The 13,191-nt window shown below is 69.0% G+C and carries 13 protein-coding genes; 4 read left to right on the top strand and 9 right to left on the bottom strand.

The features are described 5' to 3' along the window. Positions 1–7: 7 nt before the first annotated feature. From QNN99_RS03685 to QNN99_RS03695, 3 genes are all read right to left on the bottom strand, one after another. Entirely contained in the window at positions 8–475 is a 468-nt protein-coding gene (locus tag QNN99_RS03685; RefSeq protein WP_229965081.1) for a tRNA (cytidine(34)-2'-O)-methyltransferase, read from the bottom strand. A 21-nt stretch (positions 476–496) separates the two neighbouring features. Further along, complete coding sequence (locus QNN99_RS03690) at positions 497–1,459, bottom strand: J domain-containing protein (protein WP_229965082.1); 963 nt, start codon at positions 1,457–1,459, stop codon at positions 497–499. A gap of 241 nt (positions 1,460–1,700) precedes the next feature. Next, entirely contained in the window at positions 1,701–2,486 is a 786-nt protein-coding gene (locus tag QNN99_RS03695; protein ID WP_229965166.1) for a nucleoside/nucleotide kinase family protein, read from the bottom strand. A gap of 102 nt (positions 2,487–2,588) precedes the next feature. Between QNN99_RS03695 and QNN99_RS03700 the strand changes: the two genes are divergently transcribed. From QNN99_RS03700 to QNN99_RS03715, 4 genes are all read left to right on the top strand, one after another. Beyond that, positions 2,589–3,851: a cysteine desulfurase family protein gene (locus QNN99_RS03700; protein ID WP_229965083.1), complete on the top strand. Its 1,263-nt coding sequence runs from the start codon at positions 2,589–2,591 to the stop codon at positions 3,849–3,851. Next, on the top strand, positions 3,848–5,002 hold the full coding sequence (gene mnmA, locus QNN99_RS03705) for a tRNA 2-thiouridine(34) synthase MnmA (RefSeq protein ID WP_229965084.1): 1,155 nt from the start codon (positions 3,848–3,850) through the stop codon (positions 5,000–5,002). The genes QNN99_RS03700 and mnmA overlap by 4 nt, the downstream gene beginning before the upstream one ends. A 94-nt stretch (positions 5,003–5,096) precedes the next feature. Next, on the top strand, positions 5,097–5,477 hold the full coding sequence (locus QNN99_RS03710; RefSeq protein ID WP_229965085.1) for a chorismate mutase: 381 nt from the start codon (positions 5,097–5,099) through the stop codon (positions 5,475–5,477). Beyond that, positions 5,461–6,582 (top strand): uroporphyrinogen decarboxylase/cobalamine-independent methonine synthase family protein, encoded by a 1,122-nt coding sequence (locus QNN99_RS03715; RefSeq protein WP_229965086.1) that lies wholly within the window; start codon positions 5,461–5,463, stop codon positions 6,580–6,582. The genes QNN99_RS03710 and QNN99_RS03715 overlap by 17 nt, the downstream gene beginning before the upstream one ends. 25 nt (positions 6,583–6,607) lie before the next feature. Here QNN99_RS03715 and QNN99_RS03720 read toward each other — a convergent pair whose 3' ends face one another. From QNN99_RS03720 to QNN99_RS03745, 6 genes are read right to left on the bottom strand one after another with little or no spacing between them, the layout of a single operon-like run. Then, positions 6,608–7,321: a DUF4166 domain-containing protein gene (locus tag QNN99_RS03720; protein ID WP_229965087.1), complete on the bottom strand. Its 714-nt coding sequence runs from the start codon at positions 7,319–7,321 to the stop codon at positions 6,608–6,610. A gap of 5 nt (positions 7,322–7,326) precedes the next feature. After that, on the bottom strand, positions 7,327–8,619 hold the full coding sequence (locus QNN99_RS03725; protein ID WP_229965088.1) for a DUF58 domain-containing protein: 1,293 nt from the start codon (positions 8,617–8,619) through the stop codon (positions 7,327–7,329). Positions 8,620–8,631: 12 nt separating this feature from the next. Further along, complete coding sequence (locus QNN99_RS03730) at positions 8,632–9,708, bottom strand: AAA family ATPase (protein ID WP_229965089.1); 1,077 nt, start codon at positions 9,706–9,708, stop codon at positions 8,632–8,634. Continuing rightward, positions 9,705–10,910: a DUF4350 domain-containing protein gene (locus QNN99_RS03735; protein WP_229965090.1), complete on the bottom strand. Its 1,206-nt coding sequence runs from the start codon at positions 10,908–10,910 to the stop codon at positions 9,705–9,707. The genes QNN99_RS03730 and QNN99_RS03735 overlap by 4 nt, the downstream gene beginning before the upstream one ends. Then, positions 10,907–11,578, bottom strand: a complete 672-nt coding sequence (locus QNN99_RS03740) for a DUF4129 domain-containing protein (protein ID WP_229965091.1) — start codon at positions 11,576–11,578, stop codon at positions 10,907–10,909. Before QNN99_RS03740 ends, QNN99_RS03735 begins: the two co-directional genes overlap by 4 nt. Next, positions 11,575–12,963 carry a DUF7847 domain-containing protein gene (locus tag QNN99_RS03745; RefSeq protein WP_229965092.1) on the bottom strand — a complete coding sequence of 463 codons (1,389 nt, stop codon included), beginning with the start codon at positions 12,961–12,963 and terminating at the stop codon, positions 11,575–11,577. Before QNN99_RS03745 ends, QNN99_RS03740 begins: the two co-directional genes overlap by 4 nt. Positions 12,964–13,191 lie beyond the last annotated feature (228 nt).

Here is a 13,191-nt window from a genome sequence, read left to right on the forward strand (position 1 = left end):
GGAATCCTTAGATTTGTGCACCTGCGAAGCCGTGCTGACGCCAGGCTTCGTAGACGGCAATGGAGGCGGAGTTGGCCAGGTTCAGGGAGCGCAGGGTCGGCAGCATGGGCAGGCGGACCCGGGCGGTGACGTGCGGGTCCGCCTTGACGTCGTCGGGCAGCCCCACGGATTCGCGGCCGAAAAGCAATACGTCACCGGGCTGATAGGCGATGTCAGTGTAGGACGTATCGCCGTCGGAAGTGAACGCGTAGACGCGTTCCGGAGCCAGCGCCTTCCAAGCGGCCTCAAGCGTGGGGTGCACGTGCAGGACGGCGAGGTCGTGGTAATCAAGGCCGGCGCGGCGCAGCTTGGAATCCTCCAGCTCGAAGCCCAGGGGCTCAACGAGGTGGAGTTCGGCGCCGGTGATCGCCGCGAGGCGGATTGCGTTTCCGGTATTGCCGGGAATTTCGGGGGTGTGGAAGAGGATGCGGAACACACCCCCATCCTATGCCGCCGACTACCGCACCGATGCATCGATTAGGCCGCCGAGCACTGGAAGCTGCACCACATTGGGCTGCGGCCCGTCGTTGAAGAACCGCCGGAGCTCCCGCTGCAGCGTTCCGGCGTTCGCCACATGAACCGTGGCCGGTGAACTGCGGCTGAGCGAGGGCGGATAGTCGATCACGGGTTCAAACGGATTGCCGTTGAAGCTGTGCAGCACCACCCAGCCGCTGACGTTGCACTCCGGGAAACGGTCCTGAAGGGTGCGCACGGCGTCAGGCAGCCGGCCGATGTTGACCTCGCGGCCGCCGTTGCGCAGGTGCCTGCCGTCCCAGTTGTAGTTGCCCGCCGAGGCCATCTGGGATTCCAGCACTGCCATCCGGTAGCCGCCCAGCAGGACATGCCCGACGTCGAGGTTCCCGCCGCGCGGCGAGCGGTCCGGCAGATGCAGTCCGTTGACGAGCCGCCCGGCCGGATAGTCCTCGAGCAGGCTGCGTTCCAGGAGCCCGATGGTGAGGTTCTCGCCGTCGTACCGGGCGGCCGCGCCGGACCCGAGCCGGGCGAAAAAGCCGGGACGCCGCGGCGAACCGTGGATCTGCTGGCCCGCCAGGGCCAGCGGCAGCACGGGCGGAGAACCCGGGGAGAAATCGGGAACAAAGCGCGGGGGAGTGTCCAGGGCATCTTCGGCCGGGACGGCTCCGCCGCGCGGACCGGCGGTGCGCGTGCCGGCGCCGCGCGGAGCCGGAGCTGCGGACCCCGCTGCCGGGCCTCGGCCGAGACTCAGGTCGTATGCGGCCTTCTGCCGCGGATCGGACAGGACCTCGTAGGCCTGGGCAACGATGTGGAAAGTCTCGCTGCTGCCGCCCGAGTCCGGATGCGTGGCACGGGCCGCCTTCCGGTATGCCGTTTTGATCTGCTCTGTTGTGGCCGAGGGAGTAATACCCAAAACCTCATACAGCGTCCTGGGTGACGGACTCACAGCAGTTCCTCTCGTAGGGAAGGGCAATTCTCGTTGGCAGTACAAATGTTGCAGCGCCCGGTTGGAGCTCCACGATGTCGCAGCGCCATATGTCGCAGCTCCAAAATGTTGCAGCTCCGCAAAACACCACGGATCCGCAGCAGGTACAACGACGCAGAGGGGCGCTGCGTTTCCGCCGCTTTCCCGTGCAGTTTGTCCGCGCGGATCGCTTCTGATCAATTCTGGATGCGGAAGGATGATTCTAGCCGGATCCGCTGGAGTCCCTGCTGCAGCTGGCTTCGGAGCCGGCAGCGATGCGTGGGCGCGCCGGGTCGCTGTTCTCGACCACCATGGAGGCCCGCAGCGCGGGCATCGAATCCGCGAAGTAGCGCCGCTGTCCGCCCACGTACCGGCGCATCGCCGGGTGGCCGGGGTCCGTCGGCGAGCCGTCGCGCACCGCCATCCGGGCCGCGCTAACCGCAAACGGCACGTCCAGGAACACCGAAAAGTCCCACTCCGCTGCCAGCTCGTCCCCATGCAGGAACAACCCGTCCACCAGGACGACGGCGGCGGCTGCGGCAGGCACCGGCGGCGGAGACAGCACCGCGTCGGTCGCGAGGTCGTGCCCGGCCGGCCGGTAGGAGCCGCTGCCCCCGGGTCTCAGCGGATCGAGCACGTAGGCGCGGAACTGCTCCAGATCGTAGGAATCAAACCGGAATCCTTCCGCTGACCCGCGCCCCTGCCGGTAGCGCACAGCGCTGGGGAAATGGAAGTCATCCAGGGACACCCGCAGCACCGGGCGGTGGTGCGGGGCGGCCGTCAGCACTGCGGCCAGGGCATCGGCGAAGGTCGTCTTGCCGGAGCCGTCCACGCCGTCGACCGCCGCGAAAATACGCCGCTCGGGGTGCATGCCGGCCAACCGTGCGGCGAGGGCACGCAGGAGGCTCGACCGCCCGTCAGGTTCGGCGTCCGGCACGGAGTCCCGCACGGCATCCGGTTCGGCGGCCGGCACGGGTTGGCGGACAGCGGCGGGTTCCGGCGGCGGCATCACAGGAGCAGTCTGCCATCCCCCACGGCGGTTCAGGGAAGGTCCGGAGGAAGAAACCGGGGAAGAATCGGCATCCACAGCGATCGCCGTTAGAATTGGGAGGTGCCCGTGTACCTAGATCACGCGGCGACCACGCCTATCTCGGCATCGGCCCTCGCCGCACTCACCTCAGAACTCAGCCGCAGCGGCAATCCGTCCTCGCTGCACGGCTCCGGCCGCCGCGCCCGGATGGTGGTGGAAGAGTCCCGCGAGGCGCTGGCTGCGGCCGCGGGCTGCCACCCCTCGGAGATCATCTTCACCTCCGGCGGCACCGAAGCCGACAACCTGGCCGTGAAGGGCCTGTACTGGTCACGCCGGGATGCCGATCCGGCCCGCACCCGCATCCTCTGTTCGCCGATTGAGCACCATGCAGTCCAGGACACGGTCCAGTGGCTGGAAAAGCATGAGGGCGCCACGGTTGTTTGGCTGCCGGTGGACGGCGACGGCGTCGTGCCCCTTGACGCCATCCGCGCGGAACTGGAAGCGCATGCGGACACCACCGCGCTGCTGACCATCATGTGGGCCAACAACGAAGTGGGCACCGTCCAGGACATCCCTGCCATCACGGCGCTCGCCCATTCCTACGGCGTGCCCGTGCACACCGACGCGGTGCAGGCCTTCGGCGCACTGCCGGTGAATTTTCGCACTTCCGGCGTGGACACGATGGCGATCAGCGGCCACAAGATTGGCGGGCCGGTGGGCATCGGCGCGCTTGTCGTCGGCCGGGCGGTCAAACTCACTCCGGTGATGCACGGCGGCGGCCAGGAACGGGACATCCGCTCGGGCACCCTCGATGCCCCCGGCATCGCGGCCTTCGCCGCCGCAGCCCGCGAGGTCACCGAGAACCTGCCGGCCGAATCGGCCCGGCTGCGGAGCCTGCGCGAGAAACTGATCACCGGCGTCGAGCGCGCCATCCCCGACGCGGTGCTCCGCGGCGCCCGCGACGCCGACGGCGAAGCGGGCTCGGCCGGCGGCAGCTACAGCAACGGCATGCCCCGCCGGCTGCCGGGCAACGCGCACTTCACCTTCCCCGGCTGCGAAGGAGATTCGCTGCTGTTCCTGCTGGACCTGGCCGGAGTGGAATCCTCCACCGGCTCGGCCTGCACGGCAGGAGTGCCGCGGCCCTCCCACGTTTTGCTGGCCATGGGCCTGACCGAAACGCAGGCCCGCGGGGCGCAGCGTTTCAGCCTCGGGCATACAACCACCGCTGCAGACGTTGACACATTATTGGCAGCCCTGCCCGAAGCCTACGAACGGGCGAAAAAGGCCGGCATGGCTTCCCACGTCAGCAGCATCCAAACAGCAGGAACAGGTTTTACTTCATGAAGGTTTTGGCAGCAATGAGCGGCGGAGTCGACTCCGCGGTAGCCGCAGCACGGGCAGTGGAAGCCGGGCACGACGTCGTCGGCGTCCACCTGGCGCTTTCACGCATGCCCGGAACGCTGCGCACCGGCAGCCGGGGCTGCTGCACCATTGAAGATTCCCGCGATGCCTGGCGGGCATGCGACATTCTGGGCATCCCGTACTACGTCTGGGACTTCTCGGAGCGGTTCAAGGAGGACGTGGTTGATGATTTCATCGCCGAATACGCCGCCGGCCGCACCCCGAACCCCTGCATGCGCTGCAACGAGCGGATCAAGTTCGCCGCGCTGCTGGAAAAGGCGCTCGCCCTCGGGTTCGACGCCGTCTGCACCGGCCACTACGCGAAGGTGCTCACCGACGCCGACGGAAACCCGGAGCTGCACCGCGCCGCGGATTGGGCCAAGGACCAGTCCTACGTCCTCGGCGTGCTGACCCATGAACAGCTCAAGCACTCCATGTTCCCGCTCGCGGACACCCCGTCCAAGGCCGAGGTGCGGGCCGAAGCCGAGCGGCGCGGCCTGTCCGTGGCGAACAAGCCCGACAGCCACGACATTTGCTTCATCCCCGACGGCGACACCCGCGGCTGGCTCGAAGAGCGCATCGACTTGTCCGAGGGCGACATCGTCGATGCTTCCGGCGAGAAGATCGGCACCCATCCCGGAGCCAACGCCTTCACCGTCGGCCAGCGCAAGGGCCTGAAGCTGGGCCGCCCGGCCGACGACGGCAAGCCCCGCTTCGTGCTCGAGATCCGGCCCAAGGAAAACAAGGTCATTGTCGGACCGGAGAAGCTGCTGAACATCGACCAGATGCGCGGCATCAAGATTTCCTGGGCCGGCCTGCCGATCCCCGAGATCGCTGCCCGCACCGAATTCGACTGCATGGTCCAGGTCCGGGCGCACGGCGACCCCGTGGCGGCCCGCGGCTGGATGGAGGACGTGGTTTCCGAAGAGGCGGACGGCGGCATCCGCGAAGAGCTGGTGGTCCGGCTGAACGAGCCGATGCGCGGCGTCGCCCCCGGCCAGTCCATGGTCGTTTACCAGGGGACGCGGGTGCTGGGGCAGGCCACGATCGACAAGGCCCGTTCGCTGGAATGGGATCCGGCGGCGGTCTCCTGACGCACTCGCGGGGCTGGTGACGCGCCGCCCGTCCCACCGGGCGGGCGGCGTAACGTGCGCTCTCCTGCCGGCGGCCGGACCCTAGACTGGACCCATGACTGATACTCCCGCAGACGAGTTTGATCCCACGGCCAGTTCCCTCTCCGGGAAAGTCTCCGATGACGTCATGCAGGAACTGCTGGCGGTGCGCAGCAGCATTGACAACATCGACGCCACGCTGGTCTACCTGCTGGCCGAACGGTTCAAGGCCACGCAGCGGGTGGGCTTCCTCAAGGCCGAACACCGCCTGCCGGCAGGGGACCCCGGCCGTGAAGCCGCGCAGATCACCCGGCTGCGCCGCCTCGCCGAGGACGCGCACCTGGACCCGGCGTTTGCCGAAAAGTTCCTGAATTTCATCATCAGCGAGGTCATCCGGCATCATCAGGCGATCTCCGACAACCACAACGGCGGCAACAGCAATGCAGCAGGACTCTAGAGCGCAGGAACCGGCCCGGCAGGCATCAGAGCAGTCATCCAAGCAGGAAGCTTCCACGACTGTCACGGCCACTGCCCTGGGATCCTGGCCCGGCACCGACCCGTTGGAAGCCACCCGGATTATCCGCGGCGAGCTCGGAGCCCCGCACCTGCCGTTCCTGGTGGAGCTGCCCGCGCGAGGCCCCGGCGCCGACGCGCTGGGCCGGACCGCTGCCCTGCTGGTGGACCTGGCAGTGGACGTCCAGCCGCACGGTTGGCGTCTGGTGCCCCGGCCCGGCAAGGACCACCGGCGGGCCGTTTCCCTGCTCGGCCAGGACCTCAACGCCCTGGCCGACGTCGTCGGCGCAGAGGACAGCCCCGCTCCTTCGCTGAAGATTTCCCTGCGCGGACCGCTGTCCCTGGCCGCGGGGCTCCATCTGCACAACGGCGAGCGGGCACTGTCCGACGCCGGCGCCCGGCGCGAGCTGCTGCAGTCGCTGACCGCCGGGGCGGCGGGCTTTGTCTCGCGTGCCCGTGAGGCTTCACCCGGCGCGGACATCATCGTTCAGCTCGACGAGCCGGAGATTGCCGATGTGCTGGGCGGAACCATTCCCACGGCCAGCGGCTACCGCACCCTGCGTTCGGTGTCCTCCACCGAAGTGTCGCAGGCCTGGCACCAGATCATCTCGGCCCTGTCCGACGCCGGAGCTTCCCAGACGGTGCTGAAGCTGCCGGAGGCTGCCCGTTCCGGAGCCCTGCGCGCCGGTGCGCAGTCCCCGTTCGCACTGGCCCTCGGAGCCGGCGCGCAGGGCGCGGCACTGCCGGCCGCCGGCCTGACCGGAGCCGACTGGGAAGCTCTGGCCGAGGCCGTGGAAGCCGGAAAAAGCATCTGGCTGGGCATCCTGCCGGTCCCGGCGAACACCGCGGAACCGCGGCAGGTGACGGCATTGGTCGATGACGTGCTGCGGCCCTGGACCAAGATCGGCCTGGGCGCCGGGTCGCTGCCCGCGCTGCGCCTGACGCCGGCAGCTGACCTGGCGGACGCGTCGCCGTCGGCGGCCCGCAAGGTCCTGGCCCGGCTCACGCAGGCGGCCGAGGCCCTGACCCAGGTCGCGGCCGAAGGCTAAGCCGCGGGCCGCAGGCCGGGCCGGTTCAGCGCCGCCGCTCCCAGCGGGCAGGAACGGCATCGGCGGGAAGCGTGCCGTTCCAGTCCCGGGGGCCGTACGTGAAGCTGCCGTCGTACACGAAGACCGTTCCCGCCTGCCGCTGCACTACGCGGGTGCTAATCCGGAAGGTTCCGGCGGCGGCGTCGTACCACTGCTCCACGTGCGCATCAGCGGCGGCGAAGGCCGGAAGCGGCAGCCGCAGCGGGCCCAGGAAGAGGCGGCTGCCGGGGGAGTCCATCAGCAGATGGCCCTCCTCGGTCACTGACAGCACCAGGTTAGTGGCGAGGTTCCGTTTCCGGCCCAGATAATCAGTCAGCTCACCGGGTCCGGTCAGGCTGGTGGTGTCCTCGAAAATCCGCTCCCCGCGGGGAAAGCGGAACGTCCGCACCGCCGTCAGGGAGGGGCGGCCCCACGGATCCAGGTGCGGATAATTGCGGATGCTGAACGGGATCTGTGTTCCGTAGTCGGGAAAGAACGCGTTCGACACCGGAATCAGCGCCAGCAGCGGGCGCAGCCAGGCGCGGGGACAGCCGGCGGTTTCGAAAACACCGGTGCCTTCGCCGCAGATCCCCGAGCCCGGGGTGCCGGAGAAATACTCCTGCAGCTGCGGCTGCAGCCGCTCAAAGTCAGGTCCCAGGACCCGGCGGTAGATGGAATCCTCGCCGCTGGATGCGGGTGGCGGTGCCGGGAAGCTGTCCATGGTTCCTACAATCTGCCCGTGGCCTTGAGCCGGATGTAGAGGTCGGCGAGCTTGGGCGGCAGTTCATGAGGCGTCTCGTCAACGACTTCCGCGCCCATTGACCGCAGCTGTGCGGTTACCGCCGCCCGGTCCAGCAGGGCGCGTTCCGCCGCCGCCGCACGGAAGGTCTCGGTGGCGGTGGTGCGCTGCCGGCGCAGTTCCTCCAGCTCGGGGTCGCGCACCGAGGCAATCACCACCACGTGCTTGTCCAGCAGCTGCGGCAGCACCGGCAACAGGCCTTCTTCGATGGCGCCGGAGTCCAGTGCGGTGATGAGCACCACCAGGGAACGGCGGGTGGAAACCGACTGGACGGCTCCGGGCACCAGGGTGAAGTCAGCTTCGATCAGCTCGGCTTCCAGCGGTGCCACGGCCGTGACGAGCCGGTTCAGGAGATTGCCCCGGGCACCGGACTGCACGCGGGCGCGGATCCGCCGGTCGAAGGCCAGGAAGTCCACCCGGTCCGCTCCGCCGTGGGCCAGCATGGCCAGCAGCAGGGCGGCCTCGATCCCGGTGTCCAGGCGCGGCTCATCCGCTATCCGTGCCGCTGAAGTGCGGGACGTGTCCAGGAGCAGCACCACCCGCCGGTCGCGCTCCGGACGCCAGGTGCGCACCACGGTGTCCCGCCGGCGGGCGGTGGCGCGCCAGTCAATGGACCGGACGTCGTCGCCGCGCACGTAGTCGCGCAGCGAATCGAATTCCGTTCCGGCTCCCCGCAGCTGGACCGAGGCGTTGCCGTCCAGTTCCCGCAGCCGCCGCAGCTTTGACGGAAGGTGGCGCTTGGCATGGAAGGGCGGCAGCACCAGCAGGACGGCCGGGCTCTGCAGCGTGCGCTGGCGTGCCGCCAGGCCGAGCGGACCGAAACTGCGGACCGTGACGCATTTGCTGTGCAGTTCGCCCCGCCGCTCCGGCATCAGCTGCACCTCGAACCTCCGGGCTTCTCCGGCCGGAATCCGCAGCCGCTGCACGGGGTTGCGGGCGCCGGCGGAGGGCTGCCAGCCGTCCCGAAAGCTGCCGCGCAGGGCGCGCCCGCCGGTGTTGCGGACGGTCAGCACCGCGGGGGCGGGCTCGGTCAGGCGCACCCCGGCCGGAACGGTGCGCGTCAGGGTCAGGGCGCGGGGCGAGGCGGCCGTTAGCAGGTCCGCGGCGACTGCAGCGGACAGGAGCAGCACCCACAGCCAGATTGCACCCGAGCCGGGAAACAGCAGGACCAGCACGGCACCTGCTGCGGCAAGGAGGACCAGCCGGCCGGAAATTGCCATCGCTTCCGCGTCCTAGCGGGGTACCGGGACGGTGGCCAGGATGCTGCCCAGCACGTCGTCCGCGTTCACGCCGTCCATCTGGGCTTCGGGGCGCAGCGAGACCCGGTGCCGCAGCGCGGGCAGTGTCAGCGCTTTGACGTCGTCCGGTGTCACAAACGCGCGGCCGGAGAGCCATGCCCAGGCGCGCGAGGTGTTGAGCAGCGCCGTCGCGCCGCGGGGAGAGACCCCGAGCTGGAACGACGGCGCCGCCCGGGTGGCGCGGACCAGATCCACGATGTAGCCGAGGACCTCCGGGGACACTGCCACCCTGGACACTGCCTGCCGGGCCTTTTCAAGGTCAGCGGCGGTGGCCACGGCGCGGACTCCCGCTGCGGCCAGGTTCCGCGGATCGAATCCGCTGCTGTGCCGGCGGATGATTTCGATCTCCTCGTTGCGGCCGGGCAGATCCAGTGTGAGTTTCAACAGGAACCGGTCCAGCTGGGCTTCGGGCAGCGAATACGTTCCTTCGTATTCCACCGGGTTGGAGGTGGCAGCCACCATGAAGGGATCGGGCAGCAGCCGCGACACGCCGTCAACGGAAACCTGGCGTTCCTCCATGGCTTCCAGCAGCGAGGCCTGCGTCTTCGGAGGCGTGCGGTTGATTTCGTCGGCCAGCAGGATGTTGGTGAAAACCGGACCCTCCCGGAAGGAGAACTCGGAGGTGCGTCCGTCATAGATCAGCGATCCGGTGACGTCTCCGGGCATCAGGTCGGGGGTGAACTGCACGCGCTTGGTATCCAGGTCCAGAGCCGCAGAGAGGCTCCGCACCAGCAGCGTCTTGGCGACGCCGGGAACACCCTCGAGCAGGACATGACCCCGCACCAGCAGCGCAATGATCAGCCCGGTCACGGCAGCGTCCTGTCCAACCACGGCCTTGGCGACCTCCATCCGGACATCGAGCAGCGCCTGGCGGACAGGGTCTGCCCGGCCCTGTCCGCCAAGGCCGGCAGGGTTCGGCGCGCCGGCAGGAACGGGGACGAAGGGGTCCGCGGACTCCGCCGGGCGCGGAACCGGGCCGGGTGCTGCCTGTGGCTGGTACTGCTGGCTCATGATGCGGTGACCTCTTCCTCTAGGGCTTGCAAATCCTGGGACCATTGCACGAGTTCCGCATCGCCGCCAGGCAGCGGGCGGTTCAGCAACCGGTCGACGTCGTCCACCGAACGGCCGGTGGCGTGCGCTGCCGCCCGCACCACCATGTCGGCGGTGCTCTGCGGGCCCAGCCGCAGGCGGGCAGCAAGGCGCGTCAGTGCCGCGGCACGAAGCGTCGCCGCCGCACGGTCCGAGGCCCGTCCGTCCTGGTAAAGCCGGGCACGGCCTTCAGCTGTCTCTGCGGACCGTACCACCACCGGCAGCGGTTCTGCGGCCAGCGGTCCCAGGCGGCGTCCGCGCCAGAACATCGCCAGGCCGGCCACCACCAGCAGCCACAGCAGCAGCGGATTCACCCACTCGGGCAACAGGGCCCGCGGATCGACGGGCAAATCAGGGGCGGAAATGTCTGCAGCCGTCGGCTGGTACCAGACGAGTGTGCCGGTGGAACCCAGTGTGCGCAGCGTTAGTGCGGCGTTGCCGCGGCTCGCGAGCGTCTCATTGGCGAGCACTGCGGCGTTGCCCAGAACGACGACGGCGCCGTCGTCGTCAGCGGCGTAGGCACCCCCGGAGTCGGGGCCTCCCGGGGCAGGAAAGCAGACAACCGGCGCCCGGTAGGCAAGACCGCCGGCATCGATGCTCTCCGCGGCCGCGGCGTCGGGCACATCGCAGTCAGCGCTGAGGGCGGAGTCGCCGCTGTTTTCAGGAAGCAGGCCGGCGGAGCGGATGCCCGGGGCCAACGCGCCCAGCTGTTCAAAGGAGGGCTCCACCAGAACCTGCCGCTTGGCTATCCCGTCCAGCTCGGCCAGCTGGTCCGCGTTAAGAAAGTTGTCGGGATCGATGAGCAACAGCGTGGTGTCTGAGCGCTTGTCCCGGAGGAGTGCCTGTGCCTCGTCAAGGGACCCGGGGCGGAGGACTTCCACCCCCTGCTCGTCCAGGATCCGGGCTGCGGCCATGGCCCCGTCCGGGGCGGCACTTGCGGGGGAGAGTGCGGTCTCGTCGGTTTCCGAGCCGGCCAGGATACCCAGGATGACAACCAGGCACAGCACCAGGGCCAGGATGATCCACAGCCGCCAGGCATGCAGGCGCGCCCGCAGCCCGCCCCGGATGCCGGACGGAGCTGCGGCCTGCGGCGGAGTTGCTGAGGCTGTTCCGGAAGCGGTCACCGCGGCACCGCCAGTGCTGCGGGAACTGTGGCCGGAGTGCGGGGAGCAGAGCCTTCCAACAGTCGGTCCAGGGCTGCGGCCTGCTCGGAATCGGCGGCAGTGGCGCGAAGATGCCCGTACCGGACCTCGTCAAACCGCCGTGCCAGCCATCGGATGTCGGGAGCCGCCGCCGGGAAGGCAAGGGCGAGCTCGTGCCCTGCCTCCGCCGCGGTGCGGCCGGCCCGCGGCTCAAGGATGACGCGTTCTTCAGCAGACCGGATCACGGCGCGCAGCCGTTCAGCCAGCGCCGTGTCCCACTCACCGCGGGCGGCGGCCTCCTCTGACAGCCTGCGGTGGTCCACCGCGACCCGGGTTTCCTCGGCATCGAAGAGTTCCCTGCGGCTGCGGGCGTTCAAGCGCGGGCGCACCAGCACAATGGCCACGGCCAGCACCGCGGCCGCGCCGACGGCCAGCAGCAACACACCGAGAGAGGGGTCAACACCGGTGATGCCGTCGAGGAGATCTGAGAAGAACTCCCGCACCCATTGCCAGAACCGGTCGAGCAGGCTCGGCTTGGCCTCCTGATAGACGGACCGGGAGAGTTCCTGCTCGGCCCAATCGCGCCCCTGCAGATCATCCGGAAGAACCGGAACATCTGCCGTCGGGTGCGCGGACAGCAGGGGCGTCACAACCCGGCGCTCCGGTTCCGGCCGGGCACCAGATCCGCATCGGCGGTGCCGACCAGTTCCTGGTCTTTCATCAGCGTGATGTCGAAGCCCTCGCGGCGGATGCGCAGGTCAACGTACAGGAGCGAGGTGACGGCCGCTTGGAAGGCATATCCGATGGCACCGAAAAAAGCGGTGACGGCCAGATTGACGGCAACCAGTGCCGCCGTAGCCTCCGGCCCGGGTTCACCGCCGCTGCCAAACGCGCCGATGAGACTCAAAAGAAAGACGATCGGGGTGCTGATCACCGAGGAAACAATGCTCACCAGCAGGGCGGTCAGCGCCAGGATGCCGAAGCTGCGCCAGAAATTGCGTCGCGTCAGCTGCCAGGAACGGCCCAGCGATGCGAAGACTCCGGCGGGTTCCAGGACCAGGGCCGCCGGAGCCAGGGAAAGCTTCACGCCCAGCCAGACAGTGACGGCGACCAGGGCCAGGATGCCGAGGATGAGCACGGGGATGCCAGCCGGTCCCAGCGCTGCCAGGATCGCGGCAAGACCGACGGAGAAGGCCACTGCACCGACAATCATCATCAGCAGCAGCAGGGCCCCCAGTCCGGCCAGCGGCAGGAGCCGTTTGCGGCTGAGCTTCCAGGTCTGGGCGAAGCCCGTTTTGAGGTTCAGGATGGACCGCGCCACGGGTATGACGAGCACTCCCTGCAAGAGCAGGACCCCGGCGACCGAGGCTATGAGCAGAAGGGTTCCCGAGGTCAGCGTCGAGCCAATTGCTCCCTGGGCGGCGTCAAAATCCGCGCTGAAGGTGTCCGGGGACAGGAGCCCGCGGGCCAACAGCAGCGTCAGGAGGGAGATTACGGCCTGAATGAGCAGTGCCGTGCCGAAGGTTGCCGCGGCGTTCCGGCGGCAGGCCTGGAAGGCGCCGTCCAGCAGTTCGCCCAAACCCAGCGGCCGCAGCGGAATGACGCCGGGCTTTGGCGGAGGCGACCAGCCGCCTTGCTGGGGAAAGCCGGGGGAACCCCAGGGCTGGGCGGGTTGGCCGGGCTGGGCGGGCTGGCCGGGTTGGCCGGGTTGAGGAAACCCCGGAGCGGCCCACTGCTGGCCCCGCTGCTCCCAGGGGTTTCGGGGTGCTGCGGGGTGGCCCCACGGCTGGGACGACGGCGGGGGCACCGGCTGCTGCGGATTCGGCTGGCCGTAAGGAGGCTGCAGCGGGCCGGGAGAGGCTCCGGGAGGCGGCGGCGGACCGGTGCCTGCGTTCCGTCCGTCACTGGCAGCCTCGCCGCCACCTTGGTCGGCTGCGGCGTCGCGGCTGCCCTCGCCGTCGGCCTGCTCCGGCCGGGAGCCGTAAGGCTCATCCCGCTCCTGCGGGGATTTGCCGTTGTGATTGTCCTGACCCAAGGTGTGCCCCTAAAAGAGTTGTTTGCCCTGCTCCGACTATAGTTCCAGACGTCGCCCGGCGTCCCGCGGGGAAAGCACCGGAAACTCTGTCCTCTAGGATGGGAGGGTTATCGTCGGCTGTTGCCGTGTCTCAGGACATTCCGGACGCCTCGCATCCTCAACAGCTGGCAGGAAGCCCGGCGGAGTACCCGGGCAGCCGGAAGCCGGCAGGACAGGCACCGCAACGAA

The sequence above is a fragment of the Arthrobacter sp. zg.Y820 genome, assembly GCF_030125555.1.
GTDB lineage: Bacteria > Actinomycetota > Actinomycetes > Actinomycetales > Micrococcaceae > Arthrobacter_B.

What these genes read in the sequence shown, in the direction of transcription:
- QNN99_RS03695 (WP_229965166.1), bottom strand. Translation starts at nt 2,486, where the DNA reads ATGCCGCCGCCGGAACCCGCCGCTGTCCGCCAACCCGTGCCGGCCGCC.
- QNN99_RS03730 (WP_229965089.1), bottom strand. Translation starts at nt 9,708, where the DNA reads ATGAGCCAGCAGTACCAGCCACAGGCAGCACCCGGCCCGGTTCCGCGC.
- QNN99_RS03710 (WP_229965085.1), top strand. Translation starts at nt 5,097, where the DNA reads ATGACTGATACTCCCGCAGACGAGTTTGATCCCACGGCCAGTTCCCTC.
- QNN99_RS03720 (WP_229965087.1), bottom strand. Translation starts at nt 7,321, where the DNA reads ATGGACAGCTTCCCGGCACCGCCACCCGCATCCAGCGGCGAGGATTCC.
- mnmA (WP_229965084.1), top strand. Translation starts at nt 3,848, where the DNA reads ATGAAGGTTTTGGCAGCAATGAGCGGCGGAGTCGACTCCGCGGTAGCC.
- QNN99_RS03725 (WP_229965088.1), bottom strand. Translation starts at nt 8,619, where the DNA reads ATGGCAATTTCCGGCCGGCTGGTCCTCCTTGCCGCAGCAGGTGCCGTG.
- QNN99_RS03715 (WP_229965086.1), top strand. Translation starts at nt 5,461, where the DNA reads ATGCAGCAGGACTCTAGAGCGCAGGAACCGGCCCGGCAGGCATCAGAG.